General features: G+C 37.4%; 15 protein-coding genes and 6 tRNA genes. 20 read left to right on the forward strand and 1 reads right to left on the reverse strand.

Going from position 1 to position 18,410, the window contains the following annotated elements; all coding sequences use genetic code 11:
* The first annotated feature begins 207 nt into the window (after positions 1–207).
* The 20 genes from tpiA to EJ01_RS03185 all read left to right on the forward strand — a co-directional run bounded on the left by tpiA (position 208) and on the right by EJ01_RS03185 (position 17,356).
* Positions 208–888, forward strand: coding sequence for a triose-phosphate isomerase (tpiA, locus tag EJ01_RS03090; RefSeq protein WP_048080437.1), 681 nt, complete (start codon positions 208–210; stop codon positions 886–888).
* Positions 889–1,014: 126 nt separating this feature from the next.
* Positions 1,015–2,244: a phosphoglycerate kinase gene (locus EJ01_RS03095; protein ID WP_048080438.1), complete on the forward strand. Its 1,230-nt coding sequence runs from the start codon at positions 1,015–1,017 to the stop codon at positions 2,242–2,244.
* Positions 2,245–2,494: 250 nt separating this feature from the next.
* Positions 2,495–2,568 (forward strand) — tRNA-Thr (locus tag EJ01_RS03100).
* Between the two features lie 38 nt (positions 2,569–2,606).
* A tRNA-Pro gene (locus EJ01_RS03105) sits at positions 2,607–2,681 on the forward strand.
* Between the two features lie 45 nt (positions 2,682–2,726).
* Positions 2,727–2,800: transfer RNA gene (locus tag EJ01_RS03110), tRNA-Tyr, on the forward strand.
* Positions 2,801–2,913: 113 nt separating this feature from the next.
* Positions 2,914–2,985: transfer RNA gene (locus EJ01_RS03115), tRNA-Asp, on the forward strand.
* A 10-nt stretch (positions 2,986–2,995) separates the two neighbouring features.
* Positions 2,996–3,069, forward strand: a tRNA-Lys gene (locus EJ01_RS03120).
* A 29-nt stretch (positions 3,070–3,098) separates the two neighbouring features.
* Positions 3,099–3,332, forward strand: a complete 234-nt coding sequence (locus EJ01_RS03125; protein WP_048080439.1) for a DNA-directed RNA polymerase subunit H — start codon at positions 3,099–3,101, stop codon at positions 3,330–3,332.
* A gap of 321 nt (positions 3,333–3,653) precedes the next feature.
* Positions 3,654–5,153: a DNA-directed RNA polymerase subunit B'' gene (locus tag EJ01_RS03130; protein WP_048080440.1), complete on the forward strand. Its 1,500-nt coding sequence runs from the start codon at positions 3,654–3,656 to the stop codon at positions 5,151–5,153.
* Between the two features lie 12 nt (positions 5,154–5,165).
* Positions 5,166–6,980, forward strand: a complete 1,815-nt coding sequence (rpoB, locus tag EJ01_RS03135) for a DNA-directed RNA polymerase subunit B (RefSeq protein ID WP_048080441.1) — start codon at positions 5,166–5,168, stop codon at positions 6,978–6,980.
* A 60-nt stretch (positions 6,981–7,040) separates the two neighbouring features.
* Positions 7,041–9,653: a DNA-directed RNA polymerase subunit A' gene (locus EJ01_RS03140; RefSeq protein ID WP_048080442.1), complete on the forward strand. Its 2,613-nt coding sequence runs from the start codon at positions 7,041–7,043 to the stop codon at positions 9,651–9,653.
* 88 nt (positions 9,654–9,741) lie between these two features.
* Positions 9,742–10,866 (forward strand): DNA-directed RNA polymerase subunit A'', encoded by a 1,125-nt coding sequence (rpoA2, locus tag EJ01_RS03145; protein WP_084689125.1) that lies wholly within the window; start codon positions 9,742–9,744, stop codon positions 10,864–10,866.
* 61 nt (positions 10,867–10,927) lie between these two features.
* A complete protein-coding gene (locus EJ01_RS03150; RefSeq protein WP_048080444.1) occupies positions 10,928–11,224 on the forward strand; it encodes a 50S ribosomal protein L30e in 297 nt (98 codons plus the stop codon).
* 5 nt (positions 11,225–11,229) lie between these two features.
* Positions 11,230–11,661 carry a NusA-like transcription termination signal-binding factor gene (locus EJ01_RS03155; RefSeq protein WP_048080445.1) on the forward strand — a complete coding sequence of 144 codons (432 nt, stop codon included), beginning with the start codon at positions 11,230–11,232 and terminating at the stop codon, positions 11,659–11,661.
* A gap of 98 nt (positions 11,662–11,759) precedes the next feature.
* A complete protein-coding gene (locus tag EJ01_RS03160; RefSeq protein WP_048080446.1) occupies positions 11,760–12,185 on the forward strand; it encodes a 30S ribosomal protein S12 in 426 nt (141 codons plus the stop codon).
* A gap of 94 nt (positions 12,186–12,279) precedes the next feature.
* Positions 12,280–12,840, forward strand: coding sequence for a 30S ribosomal protein S7 (locus EJ01_RS03165; protein WP_048080447.1), 561 nt, complete (start codon positions 12,280–12,282; stop codon positions 12,838–12,840).
* Between the two features lie 221 nt (positions 12,841–13,061).
* Entirely contained in the window at positions 13,062–15,254 is a 2,193-nt protein-coding gene (locus EJ01_RS03170; RefSeq protein ID WP_048080448.1) for an elongation factor EF-2, read from the forward strand.
* A 116-nt stretch (positions 15,255–15,370) separates the two neighbouring features.
* Positions 15,371–16,612 carry a translation elongation factor EF-1 subunit alpha gene (gene tuf, locus EJ01_RS03175; RefSeq protein ID WP_048080449.1) on the forward strand — a complete coding sequence of 414 codons (1,242 nt, stop codon included), beginning with the start codon at positions 15,371–15,373 and terminating at the stop codon, positions 16,610–16,612.
* A gap of 56 nt (positions 16,613–16,668) precedes the next feature.
* The gene (gene rpsJ, locus EJ01_RS03180) at positions 16,669–16,977 is read left to right on the forward strand and encodes a 30S ribosomal protein S10 (RefSeq protein WP_048080450.1); all 309 of its coding nucleotides are present in this window, start codon (positions 16,669–16,671) and stop codon (positions 16,975–16,977) included.
* Positions 16,978–17,271: 294 nt separating this feature from the next.
* Positions 17,272–17,356 (forward strand) — tRNA-Ser (locus EJ01_RS03185).
* Positions 17,357–17,801: 445 nt separating this feature from the next.
* On the opposite strand, the gene EJ01_RS03190 is transcribed toward EJ01_RS03185, so the two are convergent.
* Complete coding sequence (locus EJ01_RS03190; protein ID WP_048080451.1) at positions 17,802–18,374, reverse strand: DUF1847 domain-containing protein; 573 nt, start codon at positions 18,372–18,374, stop codon at positions 17,802–17,804.
* Positions 18,375–18,410 lie beyond the last annotated feature (36 nt).

The raw sequence follows: 18,410 nt of genomic DNA on the forward strand, positions 1-18,410 counted from the left end.
ACTGTAATTTCGAATTTACTTCATTAAAATCGGATTTTGGTCCTTGAAACATGGAAAATAAAGTTTTAAGGGCTTTTTTTTAATTTTAGTTTTAACATAGCCCAATCAAAATATTTTTTTTGTATAACCTTCTAATTACCAAAATATTTTTATATTCTAGACATAAAAATAACATCAATACTATATTTGCTTTTTTGGAGGCTAATCATGAACGAAATTAAAGAAACTCCAATTGTAATTTTGAATTTTAAAACATATTTAGAATCTACAGGAGAAAATGCGCTAAAACTTGCTAAAAGTTCAGAGATGGTTGCAGAAGAAACTGGTGTAAATATAATGGTTGCACCTCAATATGCAGATATTTACAGGATTGCTCGCGAAGTGAATATTCCTGTTTTAGCCCAGCATATTGATACAATTGATGCAGGAGGACATACAGGCAGTATTTTACCAGAATGTGTAAAAGAAGCTGGAGCAGTTGGTACCCTTATAAACCATTCAGAAAGAAGAGTAGAACTTTTTGAAATCGACGCTGCAATTAAAAAAGCGGATTCACTTGGATTAAGTACCGTTGTTTGTACAAATAATATAGAAACAAGTTCTGCGGCTGCTACATTAAATCCTAACTTTGTAGCTATAGAACCTCCAGAACTTATAGGATCTGGAATACCTGTATCCAAGGCTGAACCTGAAATCGTTGAAAAAACTGTAGAAAGTATCCACAACATCAATCCAGAAGTAAGAGTACTCTGTGGTGCTGGGATATCAACAGGAGATGACCTGAAAGCAGCAATAGATTTAGGAAGTGAAGGGGTACTTCTTGCATCCGGAATAATTCTTGCAGATGATCCTAAAAAAGCTCTTCTGGATCTTGTAAGTAAAATATAAAGGGAAAACTAAAATTTGATAAGCCGGGTTACAACTAACTGATCAAAATAAAAAAATTAAAGCAGTACTTATTCATGTAAAATGAATATAAATTAATATATAAAAAAATTAAACTGGAGAGAAAAAATGTCCCTTCCATTTTATACCATAGATGACTTTAATTTAGAAGATAAGACGGTTCTTGTGAGAGTTGATATAAATTCGCCTGTAGATCCAAGTACAGGTTCTATTTTAGATGACACAAGAATAAAATTACACGCCGAAACCATAGATGAAATTTCAAAGAAGGGTGCAAAAACAGTTGTGCTGGCTCATCAAAGTAGGCCTGGAAAAAAGGACTTTACTACGCTCCAGCAGCATGCAAAAGCACTTTCAAACATTTTAAATCGTCCTGTGGATTATATTGATGATATTTTCGGCACTGCTGCAAGGGAAGAAATAAAGAGACTGAAAAAAGGAGATATTCTCCTGCTTGAAAATGTCAGATTTTATTCTGAAGAAATCTTAAAAAGAGATCCCCACCAGCAGGCTGAAACACACATGGTTCGTAAATTATATCCCATTATCGACATCTTTATAAACGATGCATTTGCAGCTGCCCATAGATCACAACCTTCACTGGTTGGTTTTGCAGTGAAGCTGCCGTCAGGTGCCGGTAGAATAATGGAAAAAGAACTTAAGTCACTTTATGGCGCTGTTGATAATGCTGAAAAGCCTTGCGTTTATGTACTGGGGGGAGTGAAAGTAGATGACTCCATAATGGTACTAGAAAACGTTTTAAGAAATGGCAGTGCAGATTATGTACTTACAACAGGTCTTGTTGCCAACATTTTCCTGTGGGCTGCAGGAATAAATCTAGGAAAATATAACGAAGACTTTATTATAAATAAAGGATACATTGACTTTGTGGAAAAAGGCAAACAGCTGCTTGAAGAATTCGATGGTCAGATTAAGATGCCTGATGATGTTGCTGTTTGTGTAGATAATGCACGAGTAGAATACTGTACTAAAAATATTCCAAACAAACCAATATATGATATTGGAACCAATACCATCACAGAATATGCTAAATTTATAAGAGATGCCAAAACTATATTTGCAAATGGACCTGCAGGTGTTTTTGAGCAGGAAGGTTTTAGCATTGGTACAGAAGATATTCTAAATACAATAGCATCATCTAATGGATACTCAATAATTGGAGGAGGCCATTTAGCTGCTGCAGCTAATCAGATGGGTTTATCATCAGGAATAACCCATATAAGCAGTGGTGGTGGAGCATCTATAAATTTACTTGCTGGTGAAAAACTTCCTGTTGTTGAAATACTCACTGAAGTAAAAATGAAAGGTAGAAAATAGTAAACCTTTTATTTTATATAGATTAAAACTTAAGTATATATTCTAATTTGAGAGAAATTTTAAACTCTATAGTAACTGTTTAATCATGGATTAAAACTTAGCTGAATTGACTTTCTCTTTAATTATTCAAAAAATAAAAAATTTGGATTTAATCGCACATAGTATTATATACTATGAAGATCTAACGATTTGTATTCGCCGGGTGGTACTACCACAAACTATTTAAAGGAATAGACTTATACCTAAAAATGCCTCGGTAGCTCAGTCTGGTGGAGCGCGAGACTTGTAATCTCGTGGTCGCGGGTTCAATTCCCGTCCGGGGCTTTAGGTTACAGGAAATACAACCTAAGCGAATTCAATGTGGGACCATAGGGTAGCTTGGTCGATCCTTTGGGCTTTGGGAGCCTGAGACTCCGGTTCAAATCCGGGTGGTCCCACTCAAATATCAATGTGCAGCTGGGAGTAAGTAATTATATCTTTATCCCGCCTTAGCTCAATTTGGCAGAGCATCGGACTGTAGATCCGAATGTTGCTGGTTCAAGTCCGGCAGGCGGGATTTTGATTATTAATAAGCTCCAAAAAATAGATAACGGTAGACAAAAATTGGATAGAAATAGAAAAGTATATAAGTAAGTATACGTATACCCAATTATACTCTCATTCTTAGCTGCCCTGGTGGTGTAGGGGCTATCATGTGGGCCTGTCGAGCCCACGACTCGGGTTCAAATCCCGGCCAGGGCGTTATCTTTGAGGGCCCGTAGCTCAGTCTGGCAGAGCGCTTGGCTTTTAACCAAGTGGCCGCGGGTTCAATTCCCGTCGGGCCCGTTCTTAATTTTTTTACTGGAGGATAAAGTGTGAAAAAAGATATCTTAAAACACAAATTAGTTCCAGAACATACTATTTTGTCAAAATCTGAAATAACTAAAGTAATGAAAGAGTTAGATATCCACCCTGAACAGCTTCCAAAGATCAAACAGGATGATCCTATTTGTAAAGCAATTGAAGCTAAAACAGGAGATATTTTGAAAATAACACGTAAAAGCCATACTGCCGGCAAGTTTGTTACTTATCGACTGGTATTAGATTAATTTTATTAATTTTTGGAGTTGAAGAAAAATCAAAGATTTTTTAGAACCCCCAAAAATAAAAAAATTTTTGGAGTTGAAGAACATCTTTCAAAATTTACTTTTAAAATTTGAGATTTTGAAAGATTTAGGAACCGCAAAAAAAGTCTTACTTTTTTGCAGGCCTGAACATACTGTGTTCGACAACCCCAAATATGAAATATTTGGAGGTTGAAGAAAAATCCTTTAGGATTTTTCTGAACCTTTCGAAAATCGAAAGATTTTCGAAGGCCCAAACACATAGTGTTTGACGGCCCCAATTATTAAAATAATTGGAGGAATTTAATGGGGAAAAATGCATGGGGACTGGTTGATGCATTTTTTGATCAGTACAATTTGGTAGACCATCATATAAAATCCTATAACGACTTTGTAGACCATAGAATACAAGATATAATTGATATAACTGAACCTATTGTACTTGAACAAGGCGAATACAAAGTAGAAACAGGCAAATTAGAGATTAGAAAACCATTTATTAAAGAAGCTGACGGATCAAAAAGTGTAATATATCCAACAGAAGCAAGACTTAGAAATTTAACTTATTCTGCACATATGTATCTGGAAATGGCCCTCATAAAAGAAGGAGAACCAAAACCAGATTTAGAGAAAGTATATATTGGCGAACTACCTGTAATGCTTAAATCCAACATATGCCATTTAAATGGACTAAATGAAAGAGAATTACAGGAAAAGAAAGTTGGGGAAGATCCACAAGACCCAGGCGGATATTTCATTGTAAATGGTTCTGAAAGAGCTATTGTAACAATGGAAGAGATAGCACCTAACAAGATCATTCTCGAACGTATAGGCGAAAGAGAAGATAGACGTGCTAGAGCTATTGTAACTTCAATTAAAAGTGGGTTTAGAGCTCGAATAACTTTAGAATACAGGAAACCTAGGAAAAAAGGAGTATTCCTGAGAATATCATTCCCATATGTTCCAGGAGAAATACCCCTTGTTGTTTTACTACGTGCACTTGGACTTGAAACTGACGAAGAATTAGTAACAAGTGTTTCAGATGAAAATGATATACAGTTCCTTTTAATAGACGATATCCAAACTTCAGAAGTAATGACCAGATATGACGCTGTTAAATACATCGGTAACAGGGTCGCAAAAGGTATGACTGAAGAGTACAGGATCAAAAGGGCTGAAGATGTAATAGACAGATACTTATTACCTCACATGGGCGTTGACCCTGAAAACAGGGCGGATAAAGCCACATATTTAGCTGAAATGACAGAAATGTTGCTTCAGGTTATTTTTGAAACTCGTGAACCACACGATAAGGACCATTACGCTAACAAAAGGCTCAGAGTATCTGGTGACCTTATGGAAGACTTATTTAGAGTCGCATTTACAAGTTTAACCAGAGATATGACATATCAGCTTGAGCGAAGCCTTGCAAGAGGAAAAGAACCTTCTGTAAAACAGGCTGTAAGGTCTGATGTGCTCACAGAAAATATAAAACATGCTATCGCTACAGGAAACTGGGTCGGTGGAAGAGCGGGTGTAAGCCAGTTGCTTGACAGAACAAGTTACATGGGAACATTATCTCACCTTAAAAGGGTTGTTTCACCTTTAAGCAGAAGTCAACCTCACTTTGAAGCTCGTGATTTGCACCCAACACAGTTTGGAAAGATATGTCCAAACGAGACTCCAGAGGGACCAAATTGTGGGCTCGTTAAAAACCTTGCACTTCTTGCAAAGATATCTGAAGGGTCAGATCCAGCCGAAATTGAAAATGTAATTAAGAAAATGGGAGTTTTAAGTTCCAAGTAAAGGGGTTAAAGCGTGAAAAAGTGTAAAATTTACATTAATGGTAAGCTCATAGGAGCTTGTGACGATCCAGAAGACTTCGTAGAGCAAATGAGGGAAAAAAGGAGAAGCGGCGAAGTCTCTCATGAAATGAACATTACTCATTATCCAGAAACTGATGAAATTTATATATTCAACGATCCAGGAAGAACAAGAAGACCTCTTATTGTAGTTAAAGATGGTGAATCAATGCTCAAAGATGAGCATATTGACGCTATAGAAGCTGGTGAAATGGGATGGGACGATCTCATAACTCAGGGTATAATTGAATATTTAGATGCTGAAGAAGAAGAAAACACATATATTGCCATGTTTGATGATCATGTAACAGAAGATCACACTCATCTTGAAATTGATCCTTCCACAATGCTGGGAATATGTGCAGGTATCATTCCTTATTCTAACCATAACTCATCCCCAAGGAACACAATGGAAGCAGGGATGACAAAACAGGCTTTAGGTCTTTACGTTTCTAATTTTGCTTTAAGAACAGATACAAGAGCTCACCTTTTACATCAACCTCAAGTTCCTTTAGTTAAAACAAGGTCAATAGATGCAACTAACTACGATGCAAGACCTTCCGGTCAGAACTTTGTAGTTGCAGTTATGTCCTACGAAGGGTACAATATGGAAGATGCATTGATACTTAACAAAGCATCTATTGAAAGAGGGCTTGCAAGATCATCATTCTTTAGATCATACGAAGCTTCAGAAAGAAGATATCCTGGGGGACAGGAAGATAAATTCGAATTACCTGAAAAAAGTGTTAGAGGATACAGATCAGAAGAAGTTTACAGATACCTCGATGAAGACGGTATAATAAATCCTGAAGTTGAAGTTAAATCAGGTGACGTTTTAATAGGTAAAACTTCCCCTCCAAGGTTCCTTGAAGAAATAGATGAATTTGGAACAGTTGCAGAGAGAAGACGTGAAACATCCATCACTGTAAGACACGGTGAAAAAGGGGTTGTTGACGCGGTAATGGTCACAGAAACTGTTGAAGGAAGTAAACTCGCCAAGATAAGAGTTCGTGATCAGAGGCAACCTGAATTTGGAGATAAATTTGCATCAAGACACGGGCAGAAAGGGGTTGTTGGACTTATAGTTTCACAGGAAAATATGCCTTTTACAGCTGAAGGTATTGTCCCAGATTTAATGGTAAACCCACACGCTATCCCATCAAGGATGTCTGTTGGTCAGGTTATTGAGATGCTTGCTGGAAAAGCAGGGGCTATGGAAGGAAGAAGAATGGATGGAACTCCATTCACTGGAGCAGACGAAGAAGATTTAATTAAAGATCTCCTTAGAGAAAACGGGTTCGAAACCGCCGGACGTGAATCACTATACAATGGAATAACCGGTGAAAGAATAGAAGCTGAAATATTTATAGGGGTCGCTTTCTACCAGAAATTACACCACATGACTTCTGACAAAGTATATGCAAGGTCAAGAGGACCTGTACAGGTTTTAACAAGACAACCTACAGAAGGAAGGGCAAGAGAAGGTGGTTTAAGGTTTGGGGAAATGGAAAGAGACTGTCTCATTGCTCACGGTGCAGCACTTGCACTTAAAGAAAGGCTTCTTGATGAATCAGATAAATATGAAGCAATTGTATGCTCAGAGTGCGGAATGATTGGAGTTTACGACAGGATAAGGGGAAGGAAATACTGTCCAATATGTGGAGATTCAGAATCATTCCCAGTAGAAATATCTTATGCATTCAAATTACTTTTAGATGAGCTTAAGAGTTTATGTATATTCCCAAAACTCGTGCTTAAGGATAAAGCATAACCAAAAATCAATATTATTAATTTAGGGGTTTAAAATTTAAAAAAAATAGGAGTGAATATTTTGCAAGGAATTTTAAAGAAAATTTCCCAGATTAACTTTGGTCTGATGTCTCCGGATGACATAAGAAAAATGTCAGTTACCAAGATAGTAACTCCAGATACATACGACGAAGATGGATATCCAATAGAAGCAGGGCTCATGGATCCAAGGCTCGGAGTTATTGATCCTGGACTTAAATGTAGATCATGTGGATCAAAGGGAGGAGACTGTCAAGGACACTTTGGCCATATAAACATTGCAAGGCCAGTAATTCACGTAGGTTTTGCAGACACCATCCACAAAATTTTAAGGTCAACATGTAAGGAATGTTCAAGGGTTTTACTTACAGACACCGAAATTGTCGATTACAAGGACAAGATCGACACTTTGATTAAAAATGAAGAAAGTTTAACTGATATCATAAAAGAAATTTACACAGTTGCAAGACGTGATAAATGCCCTCACTGTGATACAGAACAGGAAGATATCAAAATAGATAAACCAGTATCCATTGTAGAAGGTAACTACAAATTAACTCCAAGTGAAGTAAGAGAAAGACTTGAAAAGATCCCTGAAGAGGATCACATGCTTTTAGGAGTAAACCCAAAGGTTGCAAAACCTGAATGGATGGTTTTAACTGTTTTACCAGTTCCACCAGTTACAGTAAGACCATCAATAACTCTTGAAACTGGAGAAAGGTCTGAGGACGATTTAACTCACAAACTTGTTGATATTTTAAGAATCAACCAGAGATTAAAGGAAAACATGGAAGCTGGAGCTCCCCAACTTATTGTAGAGGATTTATGGGAACTTCTCCAGTACCACGTCACAACTTATTTTGATAATGAAGCATCAGGTGTACCTCCTGCAAGACACAGGTCAGGAAGGCCACTTAAAACACTTGCACAGCGTCTCAAAGGTAAAGAAGGACGTTTCAGAAGTAACTTATCTGGTAAAAGGGTTAACTTTTCAGCGAGGACTGTTATATCCCCTGATCCAAATATAAGTATAAATGAAGTCGGTGTTCCTGAAATGATTGCAAAGGAAGTTACAGTGCCTATATACGTAACTCCATGGAACATGGAAGAAATGAAGGAATACATCAGAAACGGTCCAAATGTGCACCCTGGAGCAAACTATGTAGAAAGACCTGATGGAAGGAAAGTGAGAGTATACGAAGAAACGAAAGAGGCAGTAATTGAAAGATTAGAGCCTGGTTTCAGAGTAGAAAGGCACTTAATAAATGGAGATATTGTACTGTTTAACAGGCAGCCTTCACTTCACAGGATGTCAATGATGGCACACGAAGTTAGAGTGTTACCATATAAAACATTCAGACTTAACTTATGTGTATGTCCTCCATACAACGCTGATTTTGACGGGGACGAAATGAACATGCACGTTTTCCAGACTGAAGAATCACGTGCAGAAGCTAAATCACTGATGAGAGTTCAAGAACACATCTTATCTCCAAGGTTTGGTGGACCAATTATCGGAGGAATTCACGATCATATATCTGGAGCATATCTATTAACCAGATTAGGCTCAGAATATGAAGAAGATGAAGTATTCCAGATAGTAAAACGTGCCAGAATGCCGCTGCCAGATCCAAAAGGGGAAAAATGGACTGGAAAAGAAATATTCTCATTACTGCTTCCTGAAAATATGAACATGGTTTTCAAAGCAGAGATCTGCAGAAAATGTGACGAATGTCTCAAACAGGAGTGTAAAAACGACGCTTATGTTGTCATAGAAGACGGACAACTGAAAATGGGTGTAATTGATGATAAATCATTCGGATCATTTGCAGGAAATATTCTTGATGCAGTAGTTAAAGAGTACGGTACCGACAGTGCTAGAGAATTCTTAGATTCTGCAACCAAACTTGCAATTTCTGGAGTTATGACAAGAGGATTTACAACCAGTACAGCAGACGAAGAAATTCCTCAAGAAGCACAGGACAGGATTGAAGAACTTTTATCCAGATCAGAACGTAAAGTTGAAAATCTCATTGAAGCTTACAACAACGAAGAACTTGAAGCACTTCCTGGAAGAAGTCTCGAAGAAACACTCGAGATGAAAATAATGCAGGAACTGGGTGAAGCAAGGGATAAATCAGGGGTAATTGCAGAAAGTTACTTTGACATCAACAAGAACCACGCAGTGGTCATGGCACTTACAGGTGCAAGGGGTTCCATGCTTAACCTGACTCAGATAGCAGCTTGTGTAGGACAGCAGTCTGTTCGTGGTGGTAGGATTGATAGGGGTTACAGTGAAAGAACACTTCCTCACTTTAAGAAAGGAGAATTAGGCGCAAAATCACGTGGTTTTGTGCACTCCAGTTACAAATCCGGGCTTGACCCACTTGAATTTTTCTTCCACGCTATGGGTGGTAGAGAGGGTCTCGTAGATACAGCTATACGTACTGCGCAGAGTGGTTACATGCAGCGTAGGCTCGTAAATGCGCTCCAAGATTTAAGCGTCAGACCAGATGGAACTGTAAGGGACAACAGGGGAGTTATTATCCAAACCGTATACGGTGAAGATTTAGTAGACCCTGCAAAAAGTGATTACGGAAAAATAGTAGATTTAGACAAGGTAATTGATGAGATAAGGATTAAAACTAGTAAATAACATTACTAAAATCCTTATTGATTTTTAATATTTTTTGAATTTTAAAAATTTAAAGTAGTTGGGTGGTTTCGTGCCAGAAGAACGTGTTATGAAAATCATAAAGAAGAAGAAAGCTAATTTTCCTGAAAGTTTAATTGATGAAATAGCTGCTGCCTCCGAAAGACGTGAGTTAACCGATAAAGAGCTTGGAGAATTAATAGACAGAATCATAAAAGCATATGAACGTGCTAAAGTCGAAGATGGTGAAGCAGTAGGTACAGTAGCAGCGCAATCTGTCGGAGAACCAGGTACCCAGATGACAATGAGAACATTTCACTATGCAGGGGTAGCTGAACTAAACGTTACACTTGGTCTTCCAAGGTTAATTGAGATCGTTGATGCGAGGAAAAAAATATCAACTCCAACCATGGCCATATATTTTGAAGAAGAATACATGGATGATGAGGAGTTTGTTAGAAGAATAGCCAACCAGATTGGTAAAAGCAGTATGAACGACATTTTAAAGAATTTTAACCTTAATTACGCCGACATGAATGTTGTTGTAGAACTTGATTTAGACAAGATCAATGATAAGAGATTAGATCTTGATGACATTATGAAGCGAATAGAAAAAGCTTTTAAAAGAGTAGAAATAGATAACAATATACTAAGTTTTGAACCTCCATCACCAAGTATAAGAGAACTGAGACTGCTTGCTGATAAAGTTCGCGACCTTCAAATCAGTGGTGTAAAGAATATCGGAAAAGTAGTTATAAGTAGAGAAGGTCAAGAATGGGCTATACATACAGAAGGTTCAAACCTTGGATCCGTTTTAAAAATGGAAGGTATTGACAAAATCAGAACCACTACAAATGACATACATGAAATAGAAAAAGTTCTGGGAATAGAAGCAGCCAGAAACGCCATAATCAAAGAAGCACAGACCACAATGGAAGAACAGGGACTTACAGTAGACGTAAGACACATTATGCTTGTTGCAGATATGATGACTGCAGATGGTTCTGTAAAATCCATAGGCAGACACGGTATAAGCGGTGAGAAAGCAAGTGTCCTGGCAAGAGCTTCTTTTGAAGAAACTGGAAAACACCTCTTACGAGCCAGCATAAGAGGAGAAATTGACCATCTCACCGGAATAATAGAAAATATTATAATTGGACAGCCAATACCACTTGGAACAGGTTCTGTTGGCGTCGTTATGAAACCAAGATCATAAAAAAAGATGAGTTCATACTTATCCAATAATTCATGATAAACGAGAGAATAGGAGGCAACACATGGACGTAGATAGAGGAATTAGGGTTGCTGTAGATACAGGAACCGTTACATTAGGGTCTGACAAATCAGTTCAGGCTTTAAAATTAGGCAAAGGAAAACTGGTGATCATTGCAAGTAATTGCCCTGAAGAAACTAGGGAAGATGTAATGCATTATTCAAAATTATCAGATATTCCTGTTTATACATATGAAGGTTCAAGCGTAGACCTTGGATCTGTATGTGGTAAACCATTTACAGTAGCTACGCTTATTATAAGGGATCCTGGAGATTCCACAATATTAGAAGTTATGGGGTAATTTCTGTGACTATAAAATTTACAACAAATGAAATAAGATACATAGCTCTCTTTGAGAGTATGACTGGCGCAATGGTCAAAGATTGTATTGTTGACGATGAAAGTGCAAAAATAACTTTCCTTGTAAAAAAGGGAGATATGGGACTTGCAATCGGGAAAAGAGGCAGTACAGTAACTAAAGTCCAGAAGACAGTTGATAAAGGTGTCGAAGTCATAGAACATTCAGAAGATCCTGTAGAATTTATTACAAATCTTATGGCCCCAGCCAAAGTTAGAAGTATCAGAATACTTCAAAAAGAAAATGGTCAAAAAATCGCCACTGTAGAAACAGACCCTAGAAATAAAAGGACTGCTATAGGAAAAGGCGGTAAAAATATAGAAAGAGCAAGACTACTGGCAAAAAGACAACATAATATAAACAACATTGTAATAAAATAATCTAAATAATCCATTTATAGTATTAATAGATTGATGTTAAATAGTTTAAACTGTATTTTGCAAGTAGTATAACAAATGATAATGAGGAGGAATCACGTTTGCCGGGACTTTTTGCAGCAAAAAAACTTAAAAAAAATAGACAGAACTTCAAATGGAAGGATGTAGAATACAAAAGGAAAGCTTTAAGATTAGACGTTAAAGCCGACCCATTAGAAGGCGCACCTCAAGCAAGAGGAATCGTAATTGAAAAAGTAGGTATAGAAGCAAAACAGCCTAACTCTGCTATACGAAAATGCGTAAGGGTTCAACTCATCAAAAACGGGAAACAGCTAACTGCTTTTGCTCCTGGAGATGGTGCTATCGGATTTATAGATGAGCACGATGAAGTTGTAATCGAAGGAATTGGTGGCCCTTCTGGAAGATCCATGGGTGATATTCCTGGAGTAAGATGGAAGGTTACAAAAGTAAACAATGTAGCCTTAGAAGAAATGGTAAAAGGTAAGATAGAAAAACCTGTAAGATAATCATTTTGATATTTAGTATATAAATCGTTAGATTAACGACTTTATTTACTATTTGCACCAAAACAAATAAAACGAAAACCAGTGAGGTAATTTCATGAGTAAAGTTTTTGATAAATGGGATTTAGAAGAGGTGAAAGTTGAAGACCTGGGTCTTGTAAATTATATTTGCCTAGAAGAAATATTAGTTCCACATACCTTGGGAAGACACGTCAAAAGACAGTTCGCCAAATCAAAAGTTTCAATCGTTGAAAGATTAATGAATAAGATCATGAGGACACATATAAACTCAGGTAAGAAAAACAAAGCTTACAGTATCGTAAGAGACGCCTTTGAAGTCATAAATAAACGTTCAAAAGAAAACCCTCTACAGATATTAGTTAAAGCCGTTGAAAATACTGCCCCACGAGAAGAAATTACAAGGGTAAAATACGGTGGTATCGGATACCAGGTAGCTGTAGATATAGCACCTCAACGAAGAGTAGACTTAGCAATTGGGTTTATAACAAGAGGAGCTATGCAGTCTGCATTCAAAAGAAAACGATCAGCAGCAGAATGTTTAGCTGACGAATTACTTCTTGCAGCTGAATATGATACCAGAAGTTTTGCAATTGGAAAGAAAGACGAAAAAGAGAGAATTGCAAGATCTGCACACTAATCTTTAAATTTTTTAAATTAAGTAGATATTACGGCGTTATATATCAAAAAAAGATTTTAAGCAAGTCTATACTGAATTCTAAAGTTAGGCCAAAATATATAAGTTACTAATATATACTATAAAAATAGGGCATATCAATCTATTATTATACTAAACTAGTAATCTAAAATGCCTTAAAAATATCTGCTTTTTAACTATTTTATAATTACCAGGTGATTATAGTGAGTAGACGGACTAAAATGATTAATAAGATTAAAGAATTGATGTACCAGCCCAAAAATATAAGAAATATTGGGATAGTTGCCCACATCGATCACGGGAAAACAACCCTTTCGGACAACTTACTTGCTGGTGCAGGAATGATATCCACTGAACTTGCTGGAGATCAGAGATTTCTTGATTTTGACGAGCAAGAACAGGCAAGAGGTATCACCATCGACGCAGCAAACGTGTCAATGGTACACAAATACAAAGATTCAGAGTACCTGATCAACCTTATAGATACACCAGGTCACGTTGACTTTGGTGGAGACGTAACACGTGCAATGAGAGCTGTAGACGGTGCAGTAGTAGTAATATGTGCTGTTGAAGGAATTATGCCTCAAACAGAAACTGTACTAAGGCAGGCTCTAAAAGAAAACGTAAAACCTGTTTTATTCATTAACAAGGTTGACCGTCTCATAAACGAGCTAAAATTAGATTCAAATGAACTCCAACAGAGATTCATAAAAATCATCGCTTCTGCAAACAAGATCATAAGATCAATGGCTCCAAAAGAATTGAAAGATGATTGGCTTGCTAAAGTAGACGATGGAAGTGTAGCATTTGGTTCTGCATATCACAACTGGGCTATAAACGTCCCAATTATGCAGCAAACAGGTATAACTTTCAAAGATATTTACCAGTACTGTAAAGATGAAAACCAGAAAGAACTAGCTCAAAAAGCACCAATTACTGAAGTTTTACTGGACATGGTTATAGAACATTTACCAAGCCCTGAAGTATCCCAGAAATACAGGGTACCGGCAATCTGGGCTGGAGATATTGAAAGTGAAGAAGGACAGGGTATGATCAATACAAGTCCAGATTCACCGCTAGCTGTAATGGTTACAAACATCAGTATAGACAAGCACGCAGGGGAAATAGCAACTGGCCGTGTTTACGGTGGAACAATAGAAAAAGGTACTGAAATCTACATGGTAGGTTCACACGGTAAAGCGAGGACCCAACAGGTAGGGGTATACTTCGGTCCAGAAAGGATCAACACCGACAAAGTTCCAGCAGGAAACATAGTTGCAATAACCGGTGCAAGAAACGCTGTAGCTGGGGAAACAATCTCTGAACCTGGAAGGAAAATCAAAGCGTTCGAAGGATTAGAACACATTTCTGAACCAGTAGTTACAGTTGCTGTTGAAGCTAAAAACACCAAAGACCTTCCAAAACTCATAGAAGTTTTAAGACAGGTCGGAAAAGAAGACCCAACAGTACGAATTGAAATTAACGAAGAAACCGGTGAGCACCTCATAGCAGGTATGGGTGAACTTCACCTTGAAATTATCACTTACAGGATCAATGAGAAAGGTGTGGAAATAGAAACATCACCACCAATCGTTGTATACAGAGAAACAATCGCCGGCAAAGCCGGACCAGTTGAAGGAAAATCTCCTAACAAGCACAACAGATTCTACATTGAAATTGAACCATTAGAAGACGAACTTTTCCAGGCTCTACAGGATAAAAAGATCAAAGAAGGTAGAGTTAAAGGAAAAGAAGATGTACAAACATTCCAGGAATACGGCCTTCACAAAGAAGAAGCAAGAAAAGTATGGGATGTATACGAGCGCAGTTTATTCATAAACATGACCCGTGGTATACAGCACCTTGACGAAATTAAAGAGCTTTTACTTGAAGGTTTCGAAAGCGCACTCGACGACGGCCCAATTGCCAGAGAAAGAGTTATGGGTATAAAAATCAAACTCATGGACGCAAAGATTCACGAAGACGCAGTACACAGAGGTCCAGCACAGGTTTTACCTGCAATAAGGAAAGCTGTATACGGAGCTATCATGATGGCCAACCCAACATTACTCGAACCACTACAGAAAGTATTCATCAACACTCCTCAGGACTACATGGGTTCAGCAACCAGAGAAGTACAGAACAGAAGAGGTCAAATTGTTGACATGCAGCAAGAAGGGGATATGATGACCCTCGAATCCAAAGTACCTGTTGCAGAAATGTTTGGATTTGCTGGAGACATAAGATCTGCCACAGAAGGTAGATGTTTATGGTCAACAGAAAACGCAGGTTTCGAAAGATTACCTGGAGAGCTTCAAAAACAAATTATAAGACAGATAAGAGATAGAAAAGGATTAAGTCCGGAACCATACGGACCTGATCACTACTTAGGATAAGTTATCCCTATCTTTTTTATTTTGAAATTATGAAGCCAAACCATAAAACTTAATAGAGATTATTCCAAAATATTGGTATTCTCAAACTAATCAGTATATAATTGGAGGTTAATTAAATGGCAAAAGGAAAAGAACACATAAACTTAGCGTTTATTGGACACGTAGACCACGGTAAATCTACACTTGTTGGACACGTATTACTTCAGTCCGGAGCTATCGCAGAGCAGCAGCTCTCAGATGGTGAAAACAAGTTCAGATTTGTCATGGATAAATTGACAGAAGAAAGAGAAAGAGGGGTTACAATCGACCTTGCTCACGCAAAATTCGAAACTCCTAAATATGAGTTCACAATTGTGGACTGTCCTGGTCACAGAGATTTTGTTAAAAACATGATTACTGGAGCATCACAAGCTGACGCTGCAGTACTCGTAGTCGCTATTGACGACGGTATCATGCCACAGACCAAGGAACACATTTTCCTTGCAAGAACACTCGGTATAAACCAGTTAATCATCGGTATAAACAAAATGGACCTCGTAAAATACGACGAAGCAAAATTCAACGAACTTAAAGATGAATTAGGCGCGCTCATTAAAACAGTCGCATACGACCCAGCTAAAGTACACTTTATACCACTCTCTGCATTCGAAGGAGACAACATCAAAGAAAACAGTGCAAACACCCCATGGTACAAAGGCCCTGCGCTCGTACCAGCACTCGATGAATTCTCTGCACCAGAAAAACCAACCAACTTACCATTAAGGGTACCTATTCAGGATGTTTACTCCATTACAGGGGTCGGAACTGTACCTGTTGGAAGAATAGAAACTGGTATAATGAAAAAAGCTGACAACGTTATATTTGAACCTGCTGGAAAAGCTGGAGAGGTAAAATCCATCGAGATGCACCACGAAATGCTTGACTCCGCAGAACCTGGAGACAACGTTGGTTTCAACGTAAGAGGTGTCGGTAAAAACGATATCAGAAGAGGAGACGTAGCAGGACACACTGACAACGCTCCAACCGTTGCAAAAGAATTCACAGCACAGATTGTTGTTATGCAGCACCCTGGTGTCATCACCGTCGGTTACACACCTGTATTCCACTGTCACACAGCTCAGGTCGCATGTACTTTCTTAGAATTAGTACAGAAAATGAACCCTGCAACTGGTGCAGTTGAAGAAAAGAACCCTGACTTCCTCAAAACAGGAAACGCAGCAATCGTTAAAGTTAAACCAACCAAACCAATGGTTATTGAAAACGTCAAAGAAATTCCACACATGGGAAGATTCGCTATCAGAGATATGGGTCAGACCGTAGCTGCTGGAATGTGTATTGACATAGTTAAAGCAAAATAAGAATTAGGAATTAATTCCTAACCTTCTTTTTAATTTTAGATTTGGAGAAGATTTAAATGCACAAAGCAAGAATTAAACTCACAGGAACAGACCCAGAAAAATTACAATTTGTCTGCGATCAGTTAAGAAGAATCGCAGAAAGAACAGGTGTCGACATGTCCGGCCCAATCCCACTCCCAACCAAAAAGTTAGTGGTACCAACCAGAAAATCTCCAGATGGAGAAGGAAAAGCTACCTGGGAAAAATGGGAACTTAGAATCCACAAAAGACTTGTTGGAATCGAAGCCGATGAAAGGGCAATGAGACAGGTCATGAAAGTAAACGTTCCTGATAATGTAAGTATAGAAATAGAACTCAAAAGCTAATTTGTTTTAATAGCTTAAGAATTATTTTGATTAGCTTAAACTATGTTTTAAGCTTTTAAAAACTTTATTTACTGGATGGTCAACAAAGATTTAATCAGTTGATCAAAAAGTATTTAATTAACTATTGATAAATAGAGAAATCTACTCAAAAATCCAATGCCGGGATAGCCAGCCCAACCGCTCAAAAATCGAAGATTTTTGGCGCCCCGAACATGAAATGTTCGATGGCTTTTAGAAAAAGGTTGATCAAAAGGTATTCCGTTACTTAAACACAAATTAAAGAAAAAATCCAATGCCGGGATAGCCTAGCCAGGAAAGGCGCGGGACTTGAGATCCCGTGGAGCTTTGCTCCTCCAGGGTTCAAATCCCTGTCCCGGCGTATATTACTATCTACTTATTTTTAAAATATTATCAATTAATTAAAAAAACTCAAACTTTTACAAACTCGTTACTTAACCAGTCTCCCCAATATATTTCATACAATATTTTTTTTAATATTTCCTGCTTCTTTCAAACAAATCAAAAATTTAGACTATTTTAGAAAAATATTTTGCAAAGTCCATCAAAATAGGTGTACATATGTACAACTGTTTGAACAATTAGAACATTTAGATTAAGGATAATCAAATGAATGCATGGACTCAAAATATAACATGGAACTGATGAAGAACAAGTTATATCGATTCACAAAGGACAAAACTGGATGAATTTCTGAAAAGTTCAAACTGAAGAAAATTTTCAATTAATCAAAAAATTAAACAAAAAATTCTCAAAGTTATATTGATCAAATTACAACTTTTAACCCATTTCTTGAAAGTTATAGATCATTGTTTTTTGAGTTTATTCAAATAGTAATTAGAATAAACTGCTCCTAAAGGGTTATGTGCAAGTACTCTATCTTTCACAACCAGAGTAGTTACAGGTGCTTCGGAATGTTCGGTAAATAATATATCATGGCCAATACAGAGGCCCACTATAATATTAAGATCTGTCTCTTTCTCGTTTAAAAATGAAGCTTGACCAACAGGATTACACATAGCCTCATAACTGGTTTTATCAATTTTATCTAAATCAAATTCAGTTTTATCGATTCCGCACATTTTACAACAGACAGAATATACCTTAAAATGCTCTTTAAAGATGGAATATATTTTCCTCGATTCTTTTTCTAAGCCAATACAGAATGCCAGCCCTATTTTTTCATAATTCATCTTTTCTCCAAAAAGAATTATTTCTTCTATACGTGTCTTCTTCATGTAATAGTCTGCCTCCACAGATGCGGCAGCTTTAATTAAAGGAATTTCATGTTCTCCATAAAGTTCATTCATTTCTTCAGCAAGTTTAAGGCAGTCTTTTCCATTTCGACATTCTTTTTCCATGCATACAGCACAATTCAAAATATGACCTCCATATATTCATTATATATCTAGATT

It is taken from the genome of Methanobacterium veterum, assembly GCF_000745485.1.
Classification (GTDB): Archaea; Methanobacteriota; Methanobacteria; order Methanobacteriales; family Methanobacteriaceae; genus Methanobacterium_D; species Methanobacterium_D veterum.

Coding starts and splice junctions, on each gene's coding strand:
- tpiA (WP_048080437.1), top strand. CDS start 208: ATGAACGAAATTAAAGAAACTCCAATTGTAATTTTGAATTTTAAAACA.
- EJ01_RS03095 (WP_048080438.1), top strand. CDS start 1,015: ATGTCCCTTCCATTTTATACCATAGATGACTTTAATTTAGAAGATAAG.
- EJ01_RS03130 (WP_048080440.1), top strand. CDS start 3,654: ATGGGGAAAAATGCATGGGGACTGGTTGATGCATTTTTTGATCAGTAC.
- rpoA2 (WP_084689125.1), top strand. CDS start 9,742: ATGAAAATCATAAAGAAGAAGAAAGCTAATTTTCCTGAAAGTTTAATT.
- EJ01_RS03150 (WP_048080444.1), top strand. CDS start 10,928: ATGGACGTAGATAGAGGAATTAGGGTTGCTGTAGATACAGGAACCGTT.
- EJ01_RS03165 (WP_048080447.1), top strand. CDS start 12,280: ATGAGTAAAGTTTTTGATAAATGGGATTTAGAAGAGGTGAAAGTTGAA.
- tuf (WP_048080449.1), top strand. CDS start 15,371: ATGGCAAAAGGAAAAGAACACATAAACTTAGCGTTTATTGGACACGTA.
- rpsJ (WP_048080450.1), top strand. CDS start 16,669: ATGCACAAAGCAAGAATTAAACTCACAGGAACAGACCCAGAAAAATTA.